19 protein-coding genes are annotated in these 20,657 nt (G+C 60.9%); 10 read left to right on the plus strand and 9 right to left on the minus strand.

Annotation, left to right across the window (positions count from 1 at the left end; genetic code table 11):
- Positions 1-282: 282 nt before the first annotated feature.
- Entirely contained in the window at positions 283-1,017 is a 735-nt protein-coding gene (locus HF257_RS23685; protein WP_198913745.1) for a class II aldolase/adducin family protein, read from the plus strand.
- A gap of 49 nt (positions 1,018-1,066) precedes the next feature.
- On the opposite strand, the gene HF257_RS23690 is transcribed toward HF257_RS23685, so the two are convergent.
- Together HF257_RS23690 and HF257_RS23695 are read right to left on the minus strand one after the other, a co-directional pair.
- The gene (locus HF257_RS23690) at positions 1,067-2,122 is read right to left on the minus strand and encodes an ABC transporter substrate-binding protein (protein ID WP_185710139.1); all 1,056 of its coding nucleotides are present in this window, start codon (positions 2,120-2,122) and stop codon (positions 1,067-1,069) included.
- A 52-nt stretch (positions 2,123-2,174) separates the two neighbouring features.
- Positions 2,175-4,385, minus strand: coding sequence for a TonB-dependent receptor (locus HF257_RS23695; RefSeq protein ID WP_185710140.1), 2,211 nt, complete (start codon positions 4,383-4,385; stop codon positions 2,175-2,177).
- A 572-nt stretch (positions 4,386-4,957) separates the two neighbouring features.
- On the opposite strand from HF257_RS23695, the gene gabP reads away from it, so the two are divergent.
- Together gabP and gbdR are read left to right on the plus strand one after the other, a co-directional pair.
- On the plus strand, positions 4,958-6,367 hold the full coding sequence (gabP, locus tag HF257_RS23700) for a GABA permease (protein WP_185710141.1): 1,410 nt from the start codon (positions 4,958-4,960) through the stop codon (positions 6,365-6,367).
- Positions 6,364-7,440 carry a choline metabolism transcriptional regulator GbdR gene (gene gbdR, locus HF257_RS23705; RefSeq protein ID WP_185710142.1) on the plus strand — a complete coding sequence of 359 codons (1,077 nt, stop codon included), beginning with the start codon at positions 6,364-6,366 and terminating at the stop codon, positions 7,438-7,440. Before gabP ends, gbdR begins: the two co-directional genes overlap by 4 nt.
- A 40-nt stretch (positions 7,441-7,480) precedes the next feature.
- Here the strand turns inward: gbdR and HF257_RS23710 are convergent, their stop codons facing one another.
- The 6 genes from HF257_RS23710 to HF257_RS23735 all read right to left on the minus strand — a co-directional run bounded on the left by HF257_RS23710 (position 7,481) and on the right by HF257_RS23735 (position 12,484).
- Complete coding sequence (locus HF257_RS23710) at positions 7,481-8,329, minus strand: fumarylacetoacetate hydrolase family protein (protein WP_185710143.1); 849 nt, start codon at positions 8,327-8,329, stop codon at positions 7,481-7,483.
- Between the two features lie 29 nt (positions 8,330-8,358).
- Positions 8,359-8,742 (minus strand): nuclear transport factor 2 family protein, encoded by a 384-nt coding sequence (locus HF257_RS23715; protein WP_185710144.1) that lies wholly within the window; start codon positions 8,740-8,742, stop codon positions 8,359-8,361.
- Position 8,743: 1 nt separating this feature from the next.
- Complete coding sequence (locus tag HF257_RS23720; RefSeq protein WP_185710145.1) at positions 8,744-9,526, minus strand: SDR family oxidoreductase; 783 nt, start codon at positions 9,524-9,526, stop codon at positions 8,744-8,746.
- Between the two features lie 12 nt (positions 9,527-9,538).
- Positions 9,539-10,873: a DUF3500 domain-containing protein gene (locus HF257_RS23725; protein ID WP_185710146.1), complete on the minus strand. Its 1,335-nt coding sequence runs from the start codon at positions 10,871-10,873 to the stop codon at positions 9,539-9,541.
- Positions 10,870-11,604 (minus strand): dienelactone hydrolase family protein, encoded by a 735-nt coding sequence (locus HF257_RS23730; RefSeq protein WP_185710147.1) that lies wholly within the window; start codon positions 11,602-11,604, stop codon positions 10,870-10,872. The genes HF257_RS23725 and HF257_RS23730 overlap by 4 nt, the downstream gene beginning before the upstream one ends.
- Before the next feature lie 85 nt (positions 11,605-11,689).
- Positions 11,690-12,484 (minus strand): IclR family transcriptional regulator, encoded by a 795-nt coding sequence (locus HF257_RS23735; protein ID WP_185710148.1) that lies wholly within the window; start codon positions 12,482-12,484, stop codon positions 11,690-11,692.
- Between the two features lie 138 nt (positions 12,485-12,622).
- Here HF257_RS23735 and HF257_RS23740 point away from each other — a divergent pair, with 138 nt between their 5' ends.
- Both HF257_RS23740 and HF257_RS23745 read left to right on the plus strand, forming a co-directional pair.
- Complete coding sequence (locus HF257_RS23740) at positions 12,623-13,225, plus strand: TetR/AcrR family transcriptional regulator (protein WP_185710149.1); 603 nt, start codon at positions 12,623-12,625, stop codon at positions 13,223-13,225.
- 85 nt (positions 13,226-13,310) lie between these two features.
- On the plus strand, positions 13,311-13,826 hold the full coding sequence (locus tag HF257_RS23745) for a HupE/UreJ family protein (protein WP_185710150.1): 516 nt from the start codon (positions 13,311-13,313) through the stop codon (positions 13,824-13,826).
- Here HF257_RS23745 and HF257_RS23750 read toward each other — a convergent pair.
- Entirely contained in the window at positions 13,823-14,158 is a 336-nt protein-coding gene (locus tag HF257_RS23750) for an NIPSNAP family protein (RefSeq protein ID WP_185710151.1), read from the minus strand. The two genes, HF257_RS23745 and HF257_RS23750, sit on opposite strands and share 4 nt — an antisense overlap.
- Positions 14,159-14,339: 181 nt before the next feature.
- Here HF257_RS23750 and HF257_RS23755 point away from each other — a divergent pair, with 181 nt between their 5' ends.
- From HF257_RS23755 to HF257_RS23775, 5 genes are all read left to right on the plus strand, one after another.
- A complete protein-coding gene (locus tag HF257_RS23755; protein ID WP_185710152.1) occupies positions 14,340-15,326 on the plus strand; it encodes a fumarylacetoacetate hydrolase family protein in 987 nt (328 codons plus the stop codon).
- A 70-nt stretch (positions 15,327-15,396) separates the two neighbouring features.
- Complete coding sequence (hmgA, locus tag HF257_RS23760) at positions 15,397-16,701, plus strand: homogentisate 1,2-dioxygenase (protein WP_185710153.1); 1,305 nt, start codon at positions 15,397-15,399, stop codon at positions 16,699-16,701.
- Positions 16,702-16,718: 17 nt separating this feature from the next.
- On the plus strand, positions 16,719-18,326 hold the full coding sequence (locus HF257_RS23765) for a bifunctional 3-(3-hydroxy-phenyl)propionate/3-hydroxycinnamic acid hydroxylase (RefSeq protein WP_185710154.1): 1,608 nt from the start codon (positions 16,719-16,721) through the stop codon (positions 18,324-18,326).
- A gap of 54 nt (positions 18,327-18,380) precedes the next feature.
- Positions 18,381-19,355, plus strand: coding sequence for a SphA family protein (locus HF257_RS23770; RefSeq protein ID WP_185710155.1), 975 nt, complete (start codon positions 18,381-18,383; stop codon positions 19,353-19,355).
- 55 nt (positions 19,356-19,410) lie between these two features.
- Positions 19,411-20,628 carry an MFS transporter gene (locus HF257_RS23775; protein ID WP_185710156.1) on the plus strand — a complete coding sequence of 406 codons (1,218 nt, stop codon included), beginning with the start codon at positions 19,411-19,413 and terminating at the stop codon, positions 20,626-20,628.
- Positions 20,629-20,657 lie beyond the last annotated feature (29 nt).

Here is a 20,657-nt window from a genome sequence, read left to right on the forward strand (position 1 = left end):
GACGAGAGCCGCGTTATCGGAGTAATTGCAACGGCTGTGCCAAACGCCTGGAGCCCAGCGGGGCTGGAGTTACAGGGCACAGAGAGGCGCGACTGCTGATGTAGCAGCAGTTGATCAGCAGGTCATGCTGGTGTTGCAGCAAAAGTGTGCGGGCTTTCATTCATTATCGTTAAAAAGTCATTTAAAACATATGCTTATGCAGGTGGCACAGGAAATGCTCTGTCGCATGTCATGCCAGGGCTGCGGTCCGGCATTCTCAATCGATTAGCTGGAGTGTTTGCCATGACTCACGTGTTGACTGCCGAACAACTGACCTACCTGGACCAGGCCAAGCGCGATTTTGCCAAGGCTTTCCGCGTGCTGAAAAACACGCGCACCCTGACTGCCACCAACACGTTCCAGGCTTACCTGCGTGTACCTGAAACCCGCCTGGTGATCGCCCTGCATGCGCCTGGCCCATGGGCTGACGACGAGGAGATCCGTGCAGTGGTCGCCGACTACGACGGTGAAGTGCACCTGGACGAATCCATCGCCGGCAGCTCCCCCCTGAGTGGCAGGAAAGCCGGTGGCAACGGCAAGCGCTACGCGAAGATCTTCGCTGAGCGTCCGGAGGTCAACCTGGTGATCCATGTGCACACGCCATGGCTGGGCGGCTGGGCCAGTGCGCACCGGGTATTACCGATCCGTTATGCCGCGTCGCAGCGCGTGACGCTTGCCCGTGAACTGCCGATCTACGTGGACCGCCGTCAGCCGGAACCGGAGTTCATCATCGAGAGCCTTGAGCGCAACCCGCACCTGCAGGCGATTCTGGAAGCCAACGGTGGCGCGACCTTCTGGGGGCCGGACATCCTCTCGGTGGCCAAGCTGATTCTGCTGATCGAAGAAGGCGCCTGGTTCCAGGGCCTGGCCGAAGGGCTGGGGGGCTCGAAAGAGTTCGGCCCGGGCGTGATTGAACAGCAATGGAACATGACCGGCCTGTGGGAACAGGGCAAGAAGCTGCTGGAAAACGCCGCCTGAATTGCGCGGTGCAAGGCCCACCCGCGGGGTGGGTCTCACCGCCGCTGGTTTACTTCCACTCACCTTCCAGGTTCAAGTCCTTGAGGCCCTGTTCGACGAAGCGGTTATCGAGCAGGTCATCGACCTTGATGTCCTTGCGGATCAGCTTGGCCTGTAGGCTATAGGCGATTCCATCCTGATAATGCTGGCGCAGTGAGGCGTTGATCAGCGGGCTGAAATGATTTTTCCAGGACTCTCCCTCCACCTCCCGCAATAGCACGCTCTGCGGCTGTCCAGAGCGCGACAGCAGCTCGATGTATTCAGCCTTGTGTTGCTCCTCCGACGCCCATTTCAACGCTTTGAGATAGGCATCCACCACCAGTTGGGTAACTTCCGGCTGCTGGGCCACAAAGTCGCTGGCGCCGAACAGTTCAGCGCGCATCTTCCAGTCCGCTGGCGCCTCTTTGCTGGACCAGATGATCTTGCCGACCTTCTTGTCTTCCAGCAGATAGGCATCGCTCAAAGTGAAAAAGCCGTCCACCCGACCGGCACTGAGCGCCGCGCCGCCCGCCTGTGGGTTGAGGTTGAAGATGCGGAAGTCATCAAAGCCGAGCTTGCGTGATTCCAGCAATTTGGCGAACGATAATTCCCAAGGCCGTCCACGGTGCAGGGCGATGCGCTTGCCTTTTAAATCATCGATGGAGGTTGCAGTGGAGTCGGGCGGCACCACCAGGTACACGTTGTTGCCCAGGCCGCCTGCCGCCAGCAGTTTGGTCGAAATACCCGAGGCGTTGAGGATGATGGTCGGCAAGTCGCCATAGAACGCAAAGTCGATGCGCTTGTTGGCGAACTCTTCATTGACGAAGGTGCCCACCGACGCGGTCGCCGCCGGTACCCACTGCAACTCGATGCCGCGTTTGGCCAGTTGCTCCTTGAGCCAGGGGTCCTTGTCCATCAGATAGGTGGGGCCGTTGAAGGTGGTCTTGCCCGCGTTGGAAAACGCCACAGTGGCGATACGTACGGTTTTCAAGGGTTCGGCGGCCAGGCTTAACTGGCTGCCGAGCAGCCCGAGCACCAAGGACGCCGGCATCAGCAGCCGAGTAGACAGCAAACGTGAAAGCTTCATGAAGGTTCGCCTTATTGGGCAGTGGCCGACGGTGGTCGGCCACCAGGGTTGATCAGAATCGGCTGGTCAGCGACAGGCCAAAGGTGCGTGGGTCGCCAAACATCACGCCCGCGCTTTGGAAACCGCCCGGCAGGGTGTGGCTGCGGTACTGCTTGTCGGTGAGGTTGTGTACATAGGCGGTGATCTCGGTTTTATCTCCCGGCAGTTCATAGGTCAGCCGTGCATTGCCAAGGGTGTAGCCGCCACTGCGCATGTTCTGGGTTTGATCGTTGGTGAAAAAGTACTGGCGGCTACGGGTGTCCCAGTCGGTACCCACGACCACCGCGCCGCCCACACTCAGCGGGATGCGGTAATCGGCACCGAGCACCGCCGATACGTTTGGCGCGCGCACAAAGTTGTTGCCCGAGTAATCGTTGGGTCCGGAGGTGTAGTCGGTGAACTCGGTGTGCAGCAGGCCGAGGCCGAAGTTGACGTGCAGGTTGTCCAGCGGGATCGCCTCCAGTTCGAATTCGGCCCCGTAGGCTTCGCCTTGCGCACCGTTGGCCAGGCGCGAAACGGTCTGGTTGTTGACGGCCGTCACGATGTTTAGCTGGATGTCCTGGTAGTCGTAGTAGAACAGGTTGGCGTTGGCGTTCAGGCGGCCGTTGAACCACTCGGACTTGAACCCCAATTCGTAGGCGGTGAGGTATTCGGGGTTGACCGTGGCCACCGTCGATTGGGTGGTGACACCGGCGTTATAGCCGCCGGAGCGGAAGCCTTTGGAGTAGCGGAAATACACCCGGGCGTTTTCCGAGAGTTTGTATTGCGGGGTGAGGTCGTAGGTCCAGTCGCTCCAAGTATTGCTCTCATCCTGCAATGCAGTGACGGCCAGCGGTGAGGTGACGGTGCCTGGGTTCCACCAATCACCCGCGCCAAAGGTGGCAGCGCCGACGCTGGCGACTCGGTTCAGGTCGATGGACTTACGCTCCTGGGTCCAGCGCAGGCCGCCGGTGAGGCTGAAGTCGTCGGTGAAGTTGTAGGTGACGCTGCCGAATACCGCGTAGCTCTCGGTTTTTTGGTTGTACGCGGTGCGGTTGTAGCTGCGGTTGATGTAGGTGTTGTTCAGCGTGCCGTTGGCGCTTTTGGCATCGAGGTCTTCGTTGAAGTAATGCAGGCCCGCTACCCAGTTCAGGCGGTCGGTGCTGGGGGAGGCCAGGCGAAACTCCTGGGAAAACTGGCGGCTGTCTGCATAGCTATAGCCACGTTGCAGTTCCAGCGGGGTGCCGTCGCTGTCGCCAAGGGCGTCGCGCTTGAACGATTCGAACGCGGTGATCGAGGTCAGTTGCAGGCCACCCAGCTGCCAGATCAGGTTGAGGTTGCCACCGTCCTGCTCGACGCTCGCGGTGTTCTTGGCGTTGTAGTACACGTCGCCTTGCTTGGGGTCGACGTGGTAGCCGAACTGGTTATTCCCGTTCAGCCCAGTGCCGTAGTTCACGGTGCTGGAGCTGCCGGTGTCGTGGTAGCGGCGGCTGTGGAAGTTGACGTTGGCTTCCAGGTCATCCGACAGCACGGCGAGCAATTGCAGGCGGATCGCGTCATCTTCCAACGCGCCGCGATCGTTGCCATTGGCCTTGTTTTCGTTGTAGCCGTCGTTAGCCTGGTGACGGATCGACACCCGAGCAGCGAGCTTGTCATCTACCAACGCACCGCCAATCGCGCCTTCTACGGCGCGGTTGGCGTAGTTGCCCACGTCCAGCTTGTAATAGCCGTCTTCCTTGAAAGTCGGTTTTTTCGAAATGAAGTTGATCGCGCCGCCCGTGGTGTTCTTGCCCCACAAGGTGCCTTGCGGCCCGCGCAGCACCTCGACACGGTCCAGGTCGAACAAGGGGAAGCCGGTGGCGCTGATATTGGAGATGTACACGTCGTCCATGTAGATCCCCACCGGGCTGACGGTGTTGGCGCCCTGGTCGCCGGTGCCCAAGCCGCGAATCCACCAGCGTGGGCGGCCATGGCCATCGGTGGTACCTGCTGAGGCGTTGGGAATGTAGCGGGTGATCTCATTGGCGGAATTCAACGACGCCTGGCGGATTTTATCGCCGCTCAACACCGAGATTGGTGCGGGCACTTCCTGCACGGTTTCTTCGCGCTTCTGGGCGGTGACGGTGACCTTTTCCAGGGTTGATGTGTTGCCGGTGTCGAGGGTTTCTTCAGCCTGGACGGTGCCAAGGTAAAGGCTCCCCAGGCTGACGGCCACGGCCATGGATACGTGTGTGCGCTTGAACATAGTGCTCCCCATTATTGCTTTTGAAGAGAGATCAAAAAGCTCTCGAAAGGCTGGCGTCGGGTCTGTGTGGCAGCCCGTTTATGGGGGTATCGCAACAAACGTACCGGAAATGACAATGAACGAAATAAAACGTAAGTATCTGAAAAATATATAAAAAATATAATTTTTTAGGCGCGGTTGTACCGTTTTCGAAAGGCGGGCTGCTGGCCAGGAAGCACCTGCTGGGAGGCTGCTGCTACAGCAGCAATCGCTTGTAGTGAGCGGGCTTGTCCCGCGCTGGGGGGCGAAGCCGCCCCAACAAAACCTCCGCGCAGTATCTGTTAAGCCGCGGTGGCCGGTATTAGGGCGGCTTCGCCCCCCAGCGCGGGACAAGCCCGCTCACTACACATCGCGATGGGTTGATAGCGGTTAGGCATTGGTCGGCTTTGATGACGATATCAGACCAAAGTATGACGCTCCCAGGCTATTTTCGGACGACGCAGGCCGCGTAAGGTGACCCCATCATTAAAAATGATGATCGCCTGACTCTTTAGTCAGTAGGCCTTACGTCGATCACCGAGAATAAGAAAACAATGAATAGCCCGACCCCGAACCACTCCAACGCCCAGTTGGCGCAGGGCTTCAAGCCGCGCCATGTCACCATGCTGTCCATCGCCGGCATCATCGGTGCGGGGTTGTTTGTCGGCTCCGGGCATGCGATTGCAGCGGCTGGGCCGGCGGTGCTGCTAGCGTATTTTTTCTCCGGCCTGTTGGTGGTGCTGGTGATGCGCATGCTCGGGGAGATGGCGGTGGCCAACCCCGACACGGGGTCGTTCTCGACCTATGCCGACCAGGCCATCGGTCGCTGGGCCGGGTTCACCATCGGCTGGTTGTACTGGTGGTTCTGGGTGCTGGTGATTCCCATCGAGGCCCTGGCCGCCGGGCATATCCTCAACCAGTGGTTCCCGCAGATCGACGCTTGGCTGTTTGCCTTGTTGTCGATCTTTTTGTTGGTGGTCACCAATCTGTTCAGCGTTTCCAAATACGGCGAGTTCGAGTTCTGGTTTGCCATGGCCAAGGTGGTGGCGATCATCGGCTTTATCGGCGTGGGCTTCGCGGTGTTGATGGGTTGGGTGCCCGAGCGCGAGGCCAGTGGGCTCAGCCAGTTGATGCAAGACCATGGTGGTTTTGCACCCAATGGGTTGTCGGCGGTGGTGGGTGCGTTCATCACCATCATGTTCAGTTTTATCGGCACTGAGGCTGTGACCATCGCGGCGGCCGAGTCCAGCAACCCGGCGCAGAACATCGCCCGTGCCACGCGCTCTGTGATGTGGCGCATCGGTGTGTTTTACGTGCTGTCGATCTTCGTGGTCATTTCCGTGGTGCCATGGGATGACCCGCTGCTGGCGTCGGTCGGCTCTTATCAGCGGGCGCTGGAGCTGATGAACATTCCCCACGCCAAGTTGTTGGTGGACGTGGTGGTATTGATCGCCGTGGCCAGTTGCATGAACTCCTCTATCTACATCGCCTCGCGCATGCTGTTCTCCCTGGGCAAGCGCGGCGACGCCCCGGCGATGCTGAAGAAAACCTCGGCGGCCAGTGTGCCGAGGGCGGCGGTGATTGCCAGCACGATTCTGGGGGCAGGGGTGACGTTGTTGAGTTACTTCATGCCGGCCGGGCTGTTCCAGTTCCTGCTTGCCAGCTCAGGCGCCATTGCCTTGTTGGTGTATCTGGTGATCGCCGTTTCCCAGCTGCGCATGCGCAAGATCCTGCTGCGCCGCAACGTCAAATTGACCTTCAAGATGTGGCTGTTTCCTTGGCTGACCTGGCTGGTCATTGCCTTTATCTGCACGGCCTTGACGGTGATGTTGGTGACGCCCGAGCACCGCTTTGAAGTGTCCTCGACCATTGGCCTGGCCCTGATTATTTCCTTCATCGGGTTGATCACCGCGCGGCATCCTGAGGGTGCGCCAAAGTCGGTTGCCGCAGCCTCGCAGCCATGAGTGCAAGGCCTGTCAGCAGCCTGGTGTTTTTGCTGCTGGACCAATTCACCCTGATCTCGCTGGCGTCTGCGTTGGAGCCGTTGCGCATGGCCAACCAACTGTCGGGCCAGGAACTGTACCGTTGGCACACCGCAAGCCCGGACGGCAACCCGGTGTGGGCCAGCGACGGCGTGCCGGTCACCCCTGACGGTTCGATCACTGGGGTGCCGTCCGCGGACACCGTGATCGTGTGCGGCGGTATCGGTATCCAAGGCACGGTGACCGCCGAACTGGTCAAGTGGCTGCGCAGCCAGGCGCGTTATTCCAAGCGCCTGGGCGGCATCTGCACCGGCAGCTGGGTACTTGCCCGGGCCGGGCTGCTCGACGGCTTTGAGTGCAGCGTGCACTGGGAATGGTTGGCGGCCATGCAGGAAGCCTTTCCACGGGTGAGTGTCAGTTCCAGCCTGTTTACCCTCGACCGCGACCGCCTCACCAGTTCCGGCGGCACCGCGCCGCTGGACATGATGCTGCACCTGATTGGCCGTGATCATGGGCATGAATTGTCTGCGGCGATCTCCGACATGTTCGTGTACGAGCGCATCCGCAACGAACAGGACCACCAACGCGTGCCCCTCAAGCACATGCTCGGCACTCAACAACCGAAGTTGCAGGAAATCGTCGCGTTGATGGAGGCCAACCTCGAAGAACCGATCAACCTGGATGAACTGGCGGCGTATGTCGCCCTGTCGCGTCGGCAACTGGAGCGCATGTTCCAAAAGTACCTGCACTGTTCGCCTTCGCGCTACTACCTGCGGCTGCGACTGATTCGGGCACGGCAGTTGCTTAAGCAGACGCCCATCTCGATCGTGGAACTGGCGGTGCTCTGTGGCTTTATCTCCACGCCGCACTTTTCCAAGTGCTACCGCGAATACTTCGGCGTGCCGCCCAGTGATGAGCGTTCGGCGACAGACAGTGAGCGGTCTATCGTGGTTAAGCCGATCATTCACCGCCAGCCCGTGCCCGCGCCAATGAATCCATTGGAGCAGGCGCGGGGTGAGTCGACGTTTGCCAGCGTAAAGCGGTTGAAGTCCTGAGGCCCCCCGCAGCTAATCATTTGTTCTTAGCGGAGCGGGTTCAGGGGGCCTGGACCACGCGGTTTTCGATGTGGCCCAGTTGCTCGATTTCGGCGCGCACCACATCGCCCACCTGCAACAGCTTGCCCAGGGCCACGCCGACGCCCGACGGTGTGCCGGTGGCGAGGATGTCACCCGGCTCCAGGGTCATCACCGTGGAGAGGTAGGCAATTTGCTGGTAGATGTCGTAGATCATGTCACCGGTGCTCATATTCTGGCGCTCTTCGCCATTGACCGTCAGGCGCATGTTCAGGGCTAGCGGGTCTTTGATCTCGTCATCGGTGGTCAGCCACGGACCTACCGGGCCATGGCTGTCGAACGACTTGCCAAGGGTGAAGGTGGGCGAGCGTTGCTGCCAGTCACGGGCGCTGACATCGTTGGTCACCAGGTAGCCGGCGATCACGGCACGTGCGTCCGAGGCCTTGACGTTGCGGCAACGCTGGCCGATGACCACTCCCAGCTCGATTTCATAATCCAACTGCTTGACCGCCGAGGGGAACTGGATCGGATCGTAGGGGCCGCTCAGGCACGACACCTGTTTGTTGAACCACAACTGGCTGGTAGGAATCGGAATGCCAGCGACCCGTGCCTCCTCGGCATGGGCCTTGTAGTTGAGGCCAATCGCCAAATACTTCTGCGGGTCGTTGATCGGATTTTCCAGGCGTACCGCTGCCAGTGAATAAGCTGGCGTAACCGCCGCCTCAAGGGCAGGGCGCAGTTCGCCTAGGCGCCCCAGCAATTGGCGCATGGAGTCCCCGACGCCAGGCACAGGGGAAAGGTCAACGACATGATCGCCTTGCAGCTTGCCGATCCGCGTGCGGCCGTTCTCGGTGAAACGAACGATTTTCATAAGGTAACTCTGCTGTTTTGTTGTTGGTTTTATGACGCATGCGCGACCGTGAGTTGGAAACTGATGAACTTCCAGCCCGCTGCCGTATGCCGCAGGACTTGTGTAACGAAACCGCGCATCACTTCTTCGGCACCTTCAGCGGTGCGGATGTGATTGACGATAGGTCCGGTCATCACGGCCATGTCCGCGTCGCCACGAATCTGCAATGGCCCGCGCTGCACATCGACAAACCCGCGCTTGCGCCCGATGTGCGTGATCAGCTCAGCCTTGCCGTGCACCAGCCCGGTACTGTGGACATGCACCAGGTCGTCATCGAACAGTGCATCCAATGCCTCTAGATCCACCGCCACCAACGCCTGCTGCCGCCGACGCTCCAATGCCAGGATGTCAAGTTCCGTCTGTTGGTCGAGCATGTCAGATCAGCCCCTCGTACGAACCACCGTCCAATTGCAGGTTTTGCCCAGAAATATAACTGGCCTGGCTACTGCACAGGAACGCGCAGGCATCGCCAAACTCTTCGGGGCGGCCCAGGCGTTTGGCGCTGATGGTCGAGGCAATCTGGCGGCGTGCGTCTTCGTGGCTCACGCCTTGCTCTTTCATCAGGCGTTGGGCCATGAATTCCTGGCGTGGGGTGTCGATGCGCTCGGGCAGCAAGTTGTTGAGGGTCACGTTGTCCTTAACGACCTCGACGCTGATGGCCTTGCTGATGGCCGTCAGGGCGGTGCGTGCGGAGGTCGATAACCCCATGATGTAGTGCGGCGACTTCACCATGGCCGAGGTGATGTTGATGATCCGACCAAACCCGCGCGCCTGCATGCCTGGAATATAGGCGCGCATCAGTTGCACGGCGGGGATCATGTTGGCCTGCAGCGCGTCGAGCAGGGCGGTTTCGTCCCAATCCTGCAGACGCCCCGGAGGCGGGCCGGCGTTGTTGTTCACCAGGATATCGACCTCGGGTATCGCCTCGACGATCTCGGCGCGGCCTTGGGTGGTGCTCAGGTCGGCGACCACAATCAGCACCTTCGCGCCACTGACCTCGGTGCGCAACTGGTCGGCGGCGCGTTGCAGTTTTTGTTCATCGCGACCATTGAGGATCACCGTGACGCCCTCACGGGCCAGGGACCGTGCGCAGGCATAGCCCAGCCCTTGGGACGACGCCGAGATGAAAGCGGTGCGCCCTTTGATGCCTAAATCCATTGCTGTGTACCTCTAGTGGGAATGGTCATGACCGTGGGGGTGGCTGTGGTCATGGTCTTGCGGATGGTCATGGGAGTGATCGTGGGCATGCCGCGCGATGTGCGCCGAGCCGTGGCGGTGTTCCTTCTGATAGTGCTGGCGCAGCAGGTCCTTGCCGTAGTCGTTGCCGTTGGGCGTACGGACCACGGTGTGGATGTGGAATTTCTGCGGGGTGGTGTTGTTCAGCCACACGCCGCTGTGATGGTCGAACTCCACCATGATCAGTGGGCTGTGCACGCGGTAATAGAACGGGTCTTCGTCACCGTGGCCGCCGATCCAACTGAAATACGTGCGTTCCAGCATCGCCTCGACCTGGCGCAGTCGCACTTCCCGTGGCCCTTGGGGCAGGTATTCGATAAACGCGTCGACGATCTTCAGCAACTGCTCCTGCTGCCCGGATGAAAACTGCGTGGCACACACGCCTTCGTACGGGATGATCCGGTTGTCGCGGTACGCGGCGCCCAGCTGGCGCTCGTCGGCAAAGTGCCAACGGTCGTCGGGCATCGCGGGGTCTTTCATCTGGTGGTAGGTGGTGGCCTTTGCACGCAGGGTGGGGGAGAGCGAGCGCATCAATTGCAGGCCGAAGCTTTCTTCGTTCTGGAACAGTGAAAACGCGCGTTGGGCACCCCGGTCGATATGGGTGGGCTCGGCACCCATGAACGTGGGGGAAATGATCATCTGGCCGCCGATCATGAAGCAGTTCAACGCCAGGTGGTGCCCATACAGGCTCCAGCCCCAGGGCTCGGTGGTCGATGGCGTGCCGAACAACAGAAAGTGGTAGCTCCACTCGTTCATGATGTTGCGCAAGTCATACAGCTCGCCGAGGAACAGGTTGGCGATGCGGCAGCGTTCGGTCTTGAGGTAACCCTCTTCGCTCAAACTGGCGCGCAGCACGGCCATGACGGCTTCGCGGGCAGTGCCGGACAGGTAATCCAGGCGCACCCCATTGGCATTCATGGGGAACTCCGGGTTGTACCAGTCACGCCACTGCGGCGCGTCAATCGGGTACTGCAAGGCCTGGCGCTCGCCATCGGTCACGCTCGCCAGCAACGCCTGGGCGGTCGCCACCACTGTGCGCGTGTCGAGCCCTTCGTCGCCGAGCTGGAACAGCCCAGGCTCAACGTGGCCATCCGCCGTCAGCCCCTTGAACGGTTGCTGATACAGGGTTTGCCAGGTATCAATCAGCGCCTTGGCCTTGTCGGAAGCGATGATCGGCTTGGCGTATTCAAACGGGTCCAGGCCCCGGGCGTTGACGAGCCTGGGCGAGTCCAGGGCCAGTAGGTAATCGCGAAAGTGCTTGCTGCTCATGATGCCACCATCAGGCTTTCTTCAAGGAAACGCTGCAATGCGGCCCACGCACGCTTATCGCTTTGTGCGTGATAGGCGATGACCTGCGGCTTGTTGGCGCGGTCCGAGTCCGGGCGGGTGAAGCCGTGTTTGGTATGGCCGTACAGGTTGACCTCCCAATCCACACCGGCGTTGTTCATGCTCTGTTGCAGCGCCGCCAGCTTGGGTAATGCCGCCATCGGGTCTTCGAAGCCAGTGAGCAACAATGCCTTGCGCAGGGACGGGGCGTGCGTCCAGTCCTCCGATACCAGGTCGAGCCCGCCGTGAAGGCTCACGGCGCCGCGCACATCGCCTACGGTGCGCAAGTATTCCAGGGCTGAGGCGCCGCCGAAGCAGTAGCCGATGATGACGATCCGTTCGCCGTCCACCTCAGGTTGCGCGGCCAAGGCTGCACGAGCGGCCTGCAAGCGACCCATCCAGGCTTTGCGATCGCCAGCGAAGCGGCCGATCAGCGGGCCGATCTCGCTCTCGGCGGTCAACACTTTGCCCTCGCCCCAGACGTCGGCGGCCAAGGTGGCATAGCCTACGCCCGCGAGTTTTTCGGCGATGCCCTTGATGAAATCGCTGACGCCAAACGCATCGTGCACCAGCAACACGGCGGGCAGTCGGTCGCCCTCGGGCACGCTCAGGTAGCCGAGTAAGCGGGCATCGTCGTGGACGTATTCAAGGGCTTTGCTGACGGTGTGTTTCACGCGTGCTCTCCACTTTTTTATTTGAGTGAAGGCAACGATAACGTGGCTCAGCGCCGTATCGGCGGCGCTTTCCACTCTGCGGAAATCAAAAGTGTTCGATCAATACGCGGCGTGAAGCACGCATGGATTTTTCGATCAACAGCACCTGTTGCTTGAGCAGTTGCACGATGTTTTTGCGGCGTGGCTCCTGCAGCCTGGAATCAATCGTGCCGACACTGATGGCCCCGATAGGCCGCAGCATGGAGTCGCGAAAGGTCATGCCCAACGCAGTGACGCCCAGGTTCAGGCGATTGCGGATCAGCGAATAGTGCTGGTGGCGGGTTTCCAGGATCGCCTGGCGCTGTTGTTCAATCGTGAGTTGATGAAATTGCCCCAGGCGCGGTGCGGTGGCTTCGAGGATGCGCTCGCACTCGTCATCCGCGCATGCCGCCAGGATCGCCAGGCCGCCGGCGCCGACGCCCAGAGGCCGGCGACTGCCGATATCAAGGGAGATGGTGCGTGTGGAGAACGGCCCTTCGATGCGGTCCATGCATACGGCGTCGTAGCCGCTGCGCATCACAAAATACGCGGTGGCTTCACTCTCCTGGCACAGCCGCTCCAGGGCCGGACGGCACACACTGCGAAAATCGAAGATCTCGGCCGCCGCCAGGCCCAGCTCGTAGGCCACCGGCCCCAGCAGGTAGCGCCTGGACTCTTCGCTTTGAAAGGTGAGCCCGGTGTCGCCCAGTTGCTTGAGCAGGCGATGCACCGTGCCATAGGGCAGGGCGCTCCGGCTGGCGATATCCGTGAGGGCCAGCCCGCGCTTACCGGCCGTAGCCAGCAAACGCAAGATGGTGCTGGAGCGGTTGAGCGTTCCGATCTCGGTGGTGTTCGTCGACATGGCTAAACCTGCTTTGTAATTGTTGGTCAGGTGTGAGCGTTCCCCGCATACCGGTGGACCCCATGACGGGTTTGTCTTTAGGATGGGCGGGGATTTTAATTATGGAACCTTGTGGTTTCTTAAGTCAACGAGGTCGCAATGGCACGTACCGGACGTCCTTTGGCCATGCCGGCCGAGCAACGCAAACAAGAAATCTATGCGGCGGTTGAACAGCTGTTGGCCGAGCATGCCTATGAAAAGGTGACCATGGCCGAGATCGCAGCCAGGGCCGGCATGTCGAAAAAAACCCTCTACGTGTACTTCGCCGACAAGAACGCGCTGATGGAAGCGCTCGTCGCATCGTCCTATGCCTGGCCGCAGCAGACGGTGGAAGCGGTCGCTGCTGACCCGGTCGAAGCGCTGCGAGCCAAGTTGCAGGGCATCGCCGAACAGGTGCTCAGTGAGCAGCACCTGCGCCTGTGCCGCCTGGCGATTGCGGAGGGCGCCGGGCCCGGGAAGATTGCCGAAAGCTTCCAAGAGATGGGTATACGCGCCAGTCGTGCCTCATTGATTGCGGCCGTGGAGCGTATCGACCCGGCGCGGCGCCACCTGAACCTGGACAGCCTGCTGCTGGTGGAGATGATCTTTGGCGCGTCCATCGGGCACCACTTGATGGATGCCTTGCTCACCGGTTGCCTGCCAGATAAGCAGCCCACACTGGATGCTATCGACGCAATCATCGCGGCGCTGTTCCACCGGTAAAAATCGTTTCCACCAGATGGAAACGCTCCCAGGCGTGCTGCCTGTGCCACGTTATGGTCACGGCCCCTTTACTCGGAGCTGTCCCATGAAAAAGATCGTGACCTTCGTCCTGCTGTTGATTGCCATGCCGGTGTTTGCCCATCCCGGGCATGGCACCAGCCCATTGAGCGACGGCCTGTTGCATCCTTTGACCGGCCTGGATCATCTGCTGATGCTGCTCGGTACTGGCCTGCTGGCAGGCTGGTCCGGGCGCACACTCGCCGTGCCTGCTGCCACCTTGATGGCGATGGTTGGCGGGGCGCTGTTGGGGTATTTGCTGGGCGACGTGACGGGCGTGCAAAGCCTGATCTTCGCTTCGCTGCTGGCGCTGTGCGCGGGTGTGCTGCTACCCCAGCGTCGGGCGATGCTGGTGTTGGCCATGCCGGTGTTCGCGCTGTTCCACGGCTGGGCCCATGGCGCCGAGGCCAGCCCCGGCGGGTTCTGGTGGTTCAGTGCCGGGTTCACCCTGGTCAGCGGTTTATTGCTGTTGGCGGGCTTCGCGGCGGGTCGGTACGTCGAGCGGACGCAGCTGGCGGCGCCTGCTCGATCGACCGCGCGTTAGTCCATTCGATAGCTGACCGCCTGCGGCGTGTAGAACGGCGCAGGCGTGAGAATCTTGCTCTCCTGGTGCTGGATCAACGGCATCAACTGCGCCACATAGGTGTTCCAGCGCGGGTCGGCCTTGAGCCGGCTGCGCGCTTGCTGGCGTTCGTTCAAGTCGCTGTACCCCCACAAGTGAATGATCTGATTGAGCGGCCCGATCTCGGTGGTGTAGTAGCCCAATGGCTGGCGTAAATACTCCAGCTGGATGGGCAGGCCGCAGCCCCTGTACAGGTTGAAATAGGCAGGTACTTTGCCGGGGTGCAGCAGGTAGGTGCGGTGTTCGATCAGCATGGGGTCTTCCTGTGGTGGAGGGTTTCGCCGCGCCATCGTGGCCGTTCCCGAGGGGCCGTGCATGCTCGTTTCCGGCAGGCGGAAAAGCCGTATCTGCGCCGCATTTTGTCTCGTAAGTTAGTGATCAACCGCACTCACCCCGTGTGTGATCACCGTAACGTTCGACTACCGGAATGCATGTATGAAACTGGCTTCGCTCAACTCTGAAAACCGTGATGGTGCGCTGATTGTGGTGTCCCGCGATCTGTCCCGCGCCGTCTCTGCTGCTGATGTCGCACCCACGCTGCAATGGGCGGTCGAGCACTGGCAGTCGGTACAGCCGCGCTTGCAGGAACTCTCCGATGCGCTCAATGCCGGTGACGTGCCGGGCAGTTTCGCCTTCGACCAAACCCAGGTGGCATCACCACTGCCACGGGCATTTCAATGGTTGGACGGCAGCGCCTACCTCAGCCACGTCGAGCTGGTGCGCAAGGCACGTGGTGCGCAGATGCCGGAGTCGTTCCTGCAAGAGCCTTTGATGTACCAAGGCAGCTCCGACTACTTCACCGGCCCCCGCGACCCGGTGATCGTCGCCAGTGAAGACTGGGGTGTGGACCTCGAAGCCGAAGTGGCGATCATCACCGATGACGTGCCGATGCTTTGCACGCCCGAGCAAGCCAAGCAGCACATCAAGCTGGTGATGCTGGTCAACGACACCTCGCTGCGCCATATCATCCCGGCGGAGTTGAACAAAGGCTTCGGCTTCCTCAATGGCAAAGGCGTGACCGCGTTCTCGCCAGTGGCCGTGACGCCGGATGAGCTGGAGGCACACTGGGACGGCGCCAAGGTCGACCTGGCGCTGAGCGTGCATGTGAACGATGAACTGCTCGGCGCACCCCTGGCCGGGGTCGATAACTACTTCGACTTCTCCCGCCTGATCGCCCACGCCACCCAGACCCGCACGCTCACCGCTGGCACCATCATCGGCTCCGGCACCGTGTCCAACCACGACCGCAGCCGCGGCTTCTGCTGCCTCTCGGAAAAACGCGCGCTGGAAGTGGTGAACACCGGCAAGGCGAGCACGCCGTTCTTCAAGTTCGGTGATCGCGTACGGGTCGAGATGTTCGACGCGGCGGGCCGTTCGATCTTCGGTGCCATCGATCAGCAGGTTCAAGCCTTCAAGCACTGAGTCATGGCGGCGGCCGGCTCGTCGGGAGTTGGCCGCTTACTCCCACTCCTTTGAACCGTGTGGAATAACAATGACAACACCACCTCTGAGCTACATGAGCGGCTTCGGCAATCAGTTTGCCAGTGAGGCGCTGGAAGGCGCGTTGCCCAAGGGCCGTAACTCGCCACAAAACGCGCCCCATGGGTTGTATGCCGAGTTGATCTCCGGCAGTGCCTTTACCGTGGCCCGCGCGGAAAACCGCCGCACCTGGGTCTACCGCCTGTTGCCTTCAGCCGTACACGGCGCGTTTGAGCCGATGCCCCATGCCAGTTGGGAGTCGGCGCCGTTCAAGGCCGTGGCCACGCCGGCCAATCGGTTTCGCTGGGACCCGTGGCCGCAGCCGGCCCCTGGCACCGATTTTATCGATGGCATTGCCACGGTCGGCGGCAATGGTGATGTGGATGAGCAATCCGGCATCGTTGCGCATGTGTACCGGGCTAACGCGTCCATGCAGGATCGCTACTTCTTCAATGCCGATGGCGAGCTGCTGATCGTGCCGCAACAGGGCCGGTTGCTGATCCAAACCGAGATGGGGGCCCTGCAGATCGTCCCCGGAGAGATCGCGTTGATTCCCCGTGGCATTCACTTTCGCGTCGATCTGCCGGACGGCACGGCGGCGGGCTATCTCTGCGAGAACTATGGGTTGCCGTTCCGCCTGCCGGAGCTGGGCCCCATCGGCTCAAACGGCCTGGCCAACCCACGGGACTTCCTGGTGCCGGTCGCGGCCTATGAGGCGGGTACGCGCACTGTGCGCGTGGTGCGCAAGTTCCTCGGCCAGTTCTGGCAGGCTACCCAGGAGTATTCGCCGCTGAATGTGGTGGCCTGGCACGGCAACCTGGCGCCGTGCAAATACGACCTGGCCCACTTCATGGTGATCGGCAGCATTTCGTTCGACCACCCGGACCCGTCGATCTACACCGTGCTGACGGCTCCTTCGGTGCACCCCGGTACCGCCGACTGTGACTTCGTGGTGTTCCCGCCGCGCTGGCTGGTGGCCGAGGATACGTTCCGTCCGCCGTGGTTCCACCGCAACGTGATGAGCGAAATGATGGGCCTGATCAAAGGCATCTACGACGCCAAGGCCGAAGGCTTCGTGCCCGGCGGCGTGAGCCTGCACAACTGCATGCTGCCCCACGGCCCGGATGTCGCGACATTCGAAAAAGCCAGCACCGCCGAGCTGGTGCCGCACAAGGTGGATAACACCATGGCGTTCATGTTCGAAAGCCGGCGGGTGTTCCGCCTGAGCCGCCAGGCCCTCGACGCCGAGCATCGCCAGGGTGACTACGACGGAGTGTGGGACGGCTTTCACAGCCCGTTGACGACCCCAGTGCCTTGAACAAGAAGACGACCATCATGCAGACATTCGACGCAATCATCTCGGGCTACGGCCCCACCGGCGCCACCCTGGCCAACCTGCTGGGCAGCATGGGCATGCGCGTGGCAGTCATCGAGCGCGAGAACGCCATTTTCGACAAGCCACGGGCAATCACCGCCGACCACGAAGCAACCCGTGCCTTTCAGGCGGCGGGTCTTGCCGAGGCAATCATGCAAAGCACCTGCGCCCATCCCGGCACCGATTTTGTCGGGGTGCAGGGGCAGGTCATCAAGCGTTTCTATCCGATGCCGGCACCTGGTCCGTTGGGGTGGGAGCCCACCTATATGTTTTACCAGCCGGCGCTGGAAGCCACGCTGCGCGAGGGCGTTGCCCGCTTCAACGATGTGCAGGTGCTCCTCGGCCACAGCCTGGTGGAGTATCGCCAGTCTGAACACCGTGTCGAAGTGGATATCGTTGATGGCAACGGCCAAACGCAGACATTGGCCGGGCGCTATCTACTGGCCTGTGACGGTGCGCGCAGTGTGGTTCGCACACAGATGAATGCGGCCATCCACGACCTGGACTTTGATGAGTGGTGGGTGGTGGTCGACGTGCAATTGCTCGGCGATATCGAGCTGCCCGAGCGTTGCGTGCAGTACTGCCGGCCATCGCGGCCGGGCACTTACATCGTTGGGCCGGATCAGTTGCGCCGTTGGGAGATCAAGGTGCTGCCGGGGGAATCACCGGAGTCGTTCAACGATCCGGCGCACCTCGACGCGGTGCTGTCGATGTTTGTCGATACTGCGTCGGTGCAGGTGCAGCGTGTGGCCATTTATCGCTTTCATGCGGTGGTGGTCGAACAATGGCGCGATCGCCGGGTGTTTTTGCTGGGGGACGCTGCGCACCAGATGCCGCCGTTCATGGGCCAGGGCCTGTGTGCCGGGGTCAGGGATGCCTATAACCTAGCTTGGAAGCTCGACGCGGTGTCCCGTGGGTTGGCCGATCCCGCGATGCTCGACAGCTATACCGCCGAACGCCGCCCCCACGTGCAGCAGGTGGTCGCCACCGCCAAGTCCTTCGGGCTGATCATCGGCGAACTGGATGAAGACGCCGCCCGATTGCGCGACCAGCGCCTGCAAGCGGAGCTGGATTCGGGTGTCGCACAAACCGTGCGCCAGGCCTTTATTCCGGGGCTCAGCGCTGGCCTGTTGCATTTCGACGACAACGGTACGTTGGGCGCCGGGGCCGGCCAACTGTTCCCCCAACCCTGGGTCAGTGGGCCGGCGTTGCCACGGGCGCGTCTGGACGATGTTACCCGTGGCCAGTTTTACCTGGTGTGCCGGGACAGCCGTTGGGTTGAGCAGGCCAACGCGTTGTTTGCCGACAGCACCTGCCTGTTTGCCAGCGCCGTGGTGTGCCTCGACAAAAGGCGCCAGGGCGGTTTCGAAAACGACGCGGTGTATTGCACGGAAGAGGGCGGTTTCATCCAGCAATGGCTTGCCTCCTTCGAGGCTGGCGCCGTGTTGGTTCGCCCGGATGGCGTGGCGTTTGGCATTGCCCGCGATCCCGCAGGGTTGGCGGCATTGATCGTGGATGCCGATCAGAAAATGGGCAGTGTCTCGTTTGTTCGGGAACTGGCTATTTAAGTTGTGCTGTTAACGTTGTCTCAATAATAAAAATGATCGTTAAGGACAATAACAATGAATACCTTGTCGAAACAGGCCGTGCGCCTTGCGCGCCCTGCCAGCGTCACCCTGTTGGCTGCATTTGCCTTGGCGGCACAGGCTTCAAGTTATGAGCCGGTGGGGATTAACTTGGGCGGTACCAGTTTTATGGATGGTTTTGGTCGGTTTGATCCGGGCTTCACCATGATTGAACTGCTGCAATATAAAGCCATTGATAAGATCAGTGATCATGCCGGTGATCAAAAGCCGATCTTCAATGATCCGCGCGTGGACTCCACGGTATTGATCTCGCACTTGGCCTATACCACACCGTATAAGTTGTTTGACGGGCATATCGGTGTCGAAGCCCTGGTGCCATTGGTTTACAACAAGGCCCGGGAAGACGCCGGCAGCATGGTGGAGTTCAAGGATGACCCAGGCGTGAACTTCGGCGATATCACCTGGGGGGCGTTCTTGCAGATGGACCCGGTGATGCAGGACGGGCGCCCGGTGTTCGTACAGCGCTTTGCCTTGAACGTATTGTCGCCCACCGGCAGCTACGACAATGCCAAGGCAGTCAACGCCAGTTCCGGGTTTACTTCGATCAACCCGTACTGGGCCATGACGTACTTGCCGACGCCAAAAGTCGAGCTGTCGACGCGTATCAACTACCTCTACAACTTCACCAACAACGACCCGAACGCGGTACCGCCTGGGGTGGATGACTTCAAAGCGGGTGATGCGCTGTGGGCCAATTTTACCGCCTCTTATGAGTTCTGGCCGAGTGTCCGGTTGGGCCTCAATGGCTATTACTTCCAGCAACTTTCAGAAGACAAGGAAAACGGGCATCGCGCCACGGACAGTCGCACAACGGACTTTTCCATGGGCCCCGGCGGCGCCTGGCAGATTGATCGTAATAACGTATTGCTGAGTAACGTCTATCTACCGGTGACTGAGAAAAACACCATCTCCGGGTTTCATATGAATCTGCGCTTTATTCATATGTTCTGATCGTTTACCGCCTGCGGTAGATGTTATTGCGCTGCACTTTATCCTGGAGTCATACATGAACAAGTTGTTTGAGTCAGTGGTTTTTCGCGTGGCCGTAATTTATAGCCTCGGGGTATTGGCGGCCATGACCGTGGGCGGGGCGGTGCCACAACTGGATGCCATCGCGGGCGAGTTTCATCCCGACAGCCCTTCGGTGATCGGCCTGGTGATGTCGTTGCCTTCGGTGATGGTGGTGCTGGGGGCCTTGCTGGTGGGTTACCTGGTGGACCGTTTTGGTGACAAGTTGGTGCTGCTGATCGGCAGTGTCGCGCTGGTGATTGGCGATGGTGTAGTGGTGACGGCGCCAACCCTGCAGACCTTGTTGGTGGGGCGCGGTATTTCCGGCCTGGGCTATGTGTTGATGGCGGTGTCGGCGATTACCTTGCTGATCCGCATTACCCATGAAAAACAGCGGCACATGGCGATCGCCGTGTGGGCCACGTTTGTGCCGGTCAGTTTCATCATTCCGTTCCTGACCGCCGGCTGGGTCGCCAGTGCTGGCAGTTGGCGCTTTGCATTCACCGGGCATGCCGTGGTCACGGTGGTGGTCGCCCTGATCGCCTTCGTGGGTGTGCCGGCGCGGGCCAAGGTGTCGGAGCAACCATCGCGCACCAGTGGCTTGATGTCGGTGCTGCGCTCGCCGTGGCCTTACCTGCTGGGCATCTCGATTGGCGGCGATGCGTTCCTGCATGTCGGCGTGATTGCCACGCTAGCGCCTTACTTGCAAAGCCATTACGGCGCCGACCCGATGGCAATCAACGCCTGGAACATCGGCGCCATGGTGCTCAACGCCATGGGCTGCCTGCTGTTTGGCAAGTTGCTCAACCTGGGCTTCTCGCCAGTGCGGGTCGGCCTGGTCGCCATCGTGGCCACGGGTGTCCCAGCGTTCGCCATCTATGCCTTGCCCATTGGCATCGGTGCCTCGATTGCCTGTTCGTGGGTGCTGATGTTCTTCAGCGGCATTCTCACCGGCATGTGGTCGTTCGTGCCCAATGTTTCGCCGTCGGCGAACAGCATCGGTGCCACCAGCGGGCTGGTGACACAGTTGACGTTGCTGGGGGTGTTGCTCAGCGGGCCGGTCTGTTTTGCCGCGATGAGCGGGGACCTGCCGATTTCGATGCAGGGCGTGATCCTCATCGCGTTGCTGGCGTGTGTTGTGCGCCTGCCGATCCTGGCCAGGGGCATCGTGCCCAAATGGTCCGATGGCGCGCGCGTGGTGGCGGTCGGGCACTGATTCATTTATCCGGGCTGGCTTCCCAGGCG

It is taken from the genome of Pseudomonas cremoris, assembly GCF_014230465.1.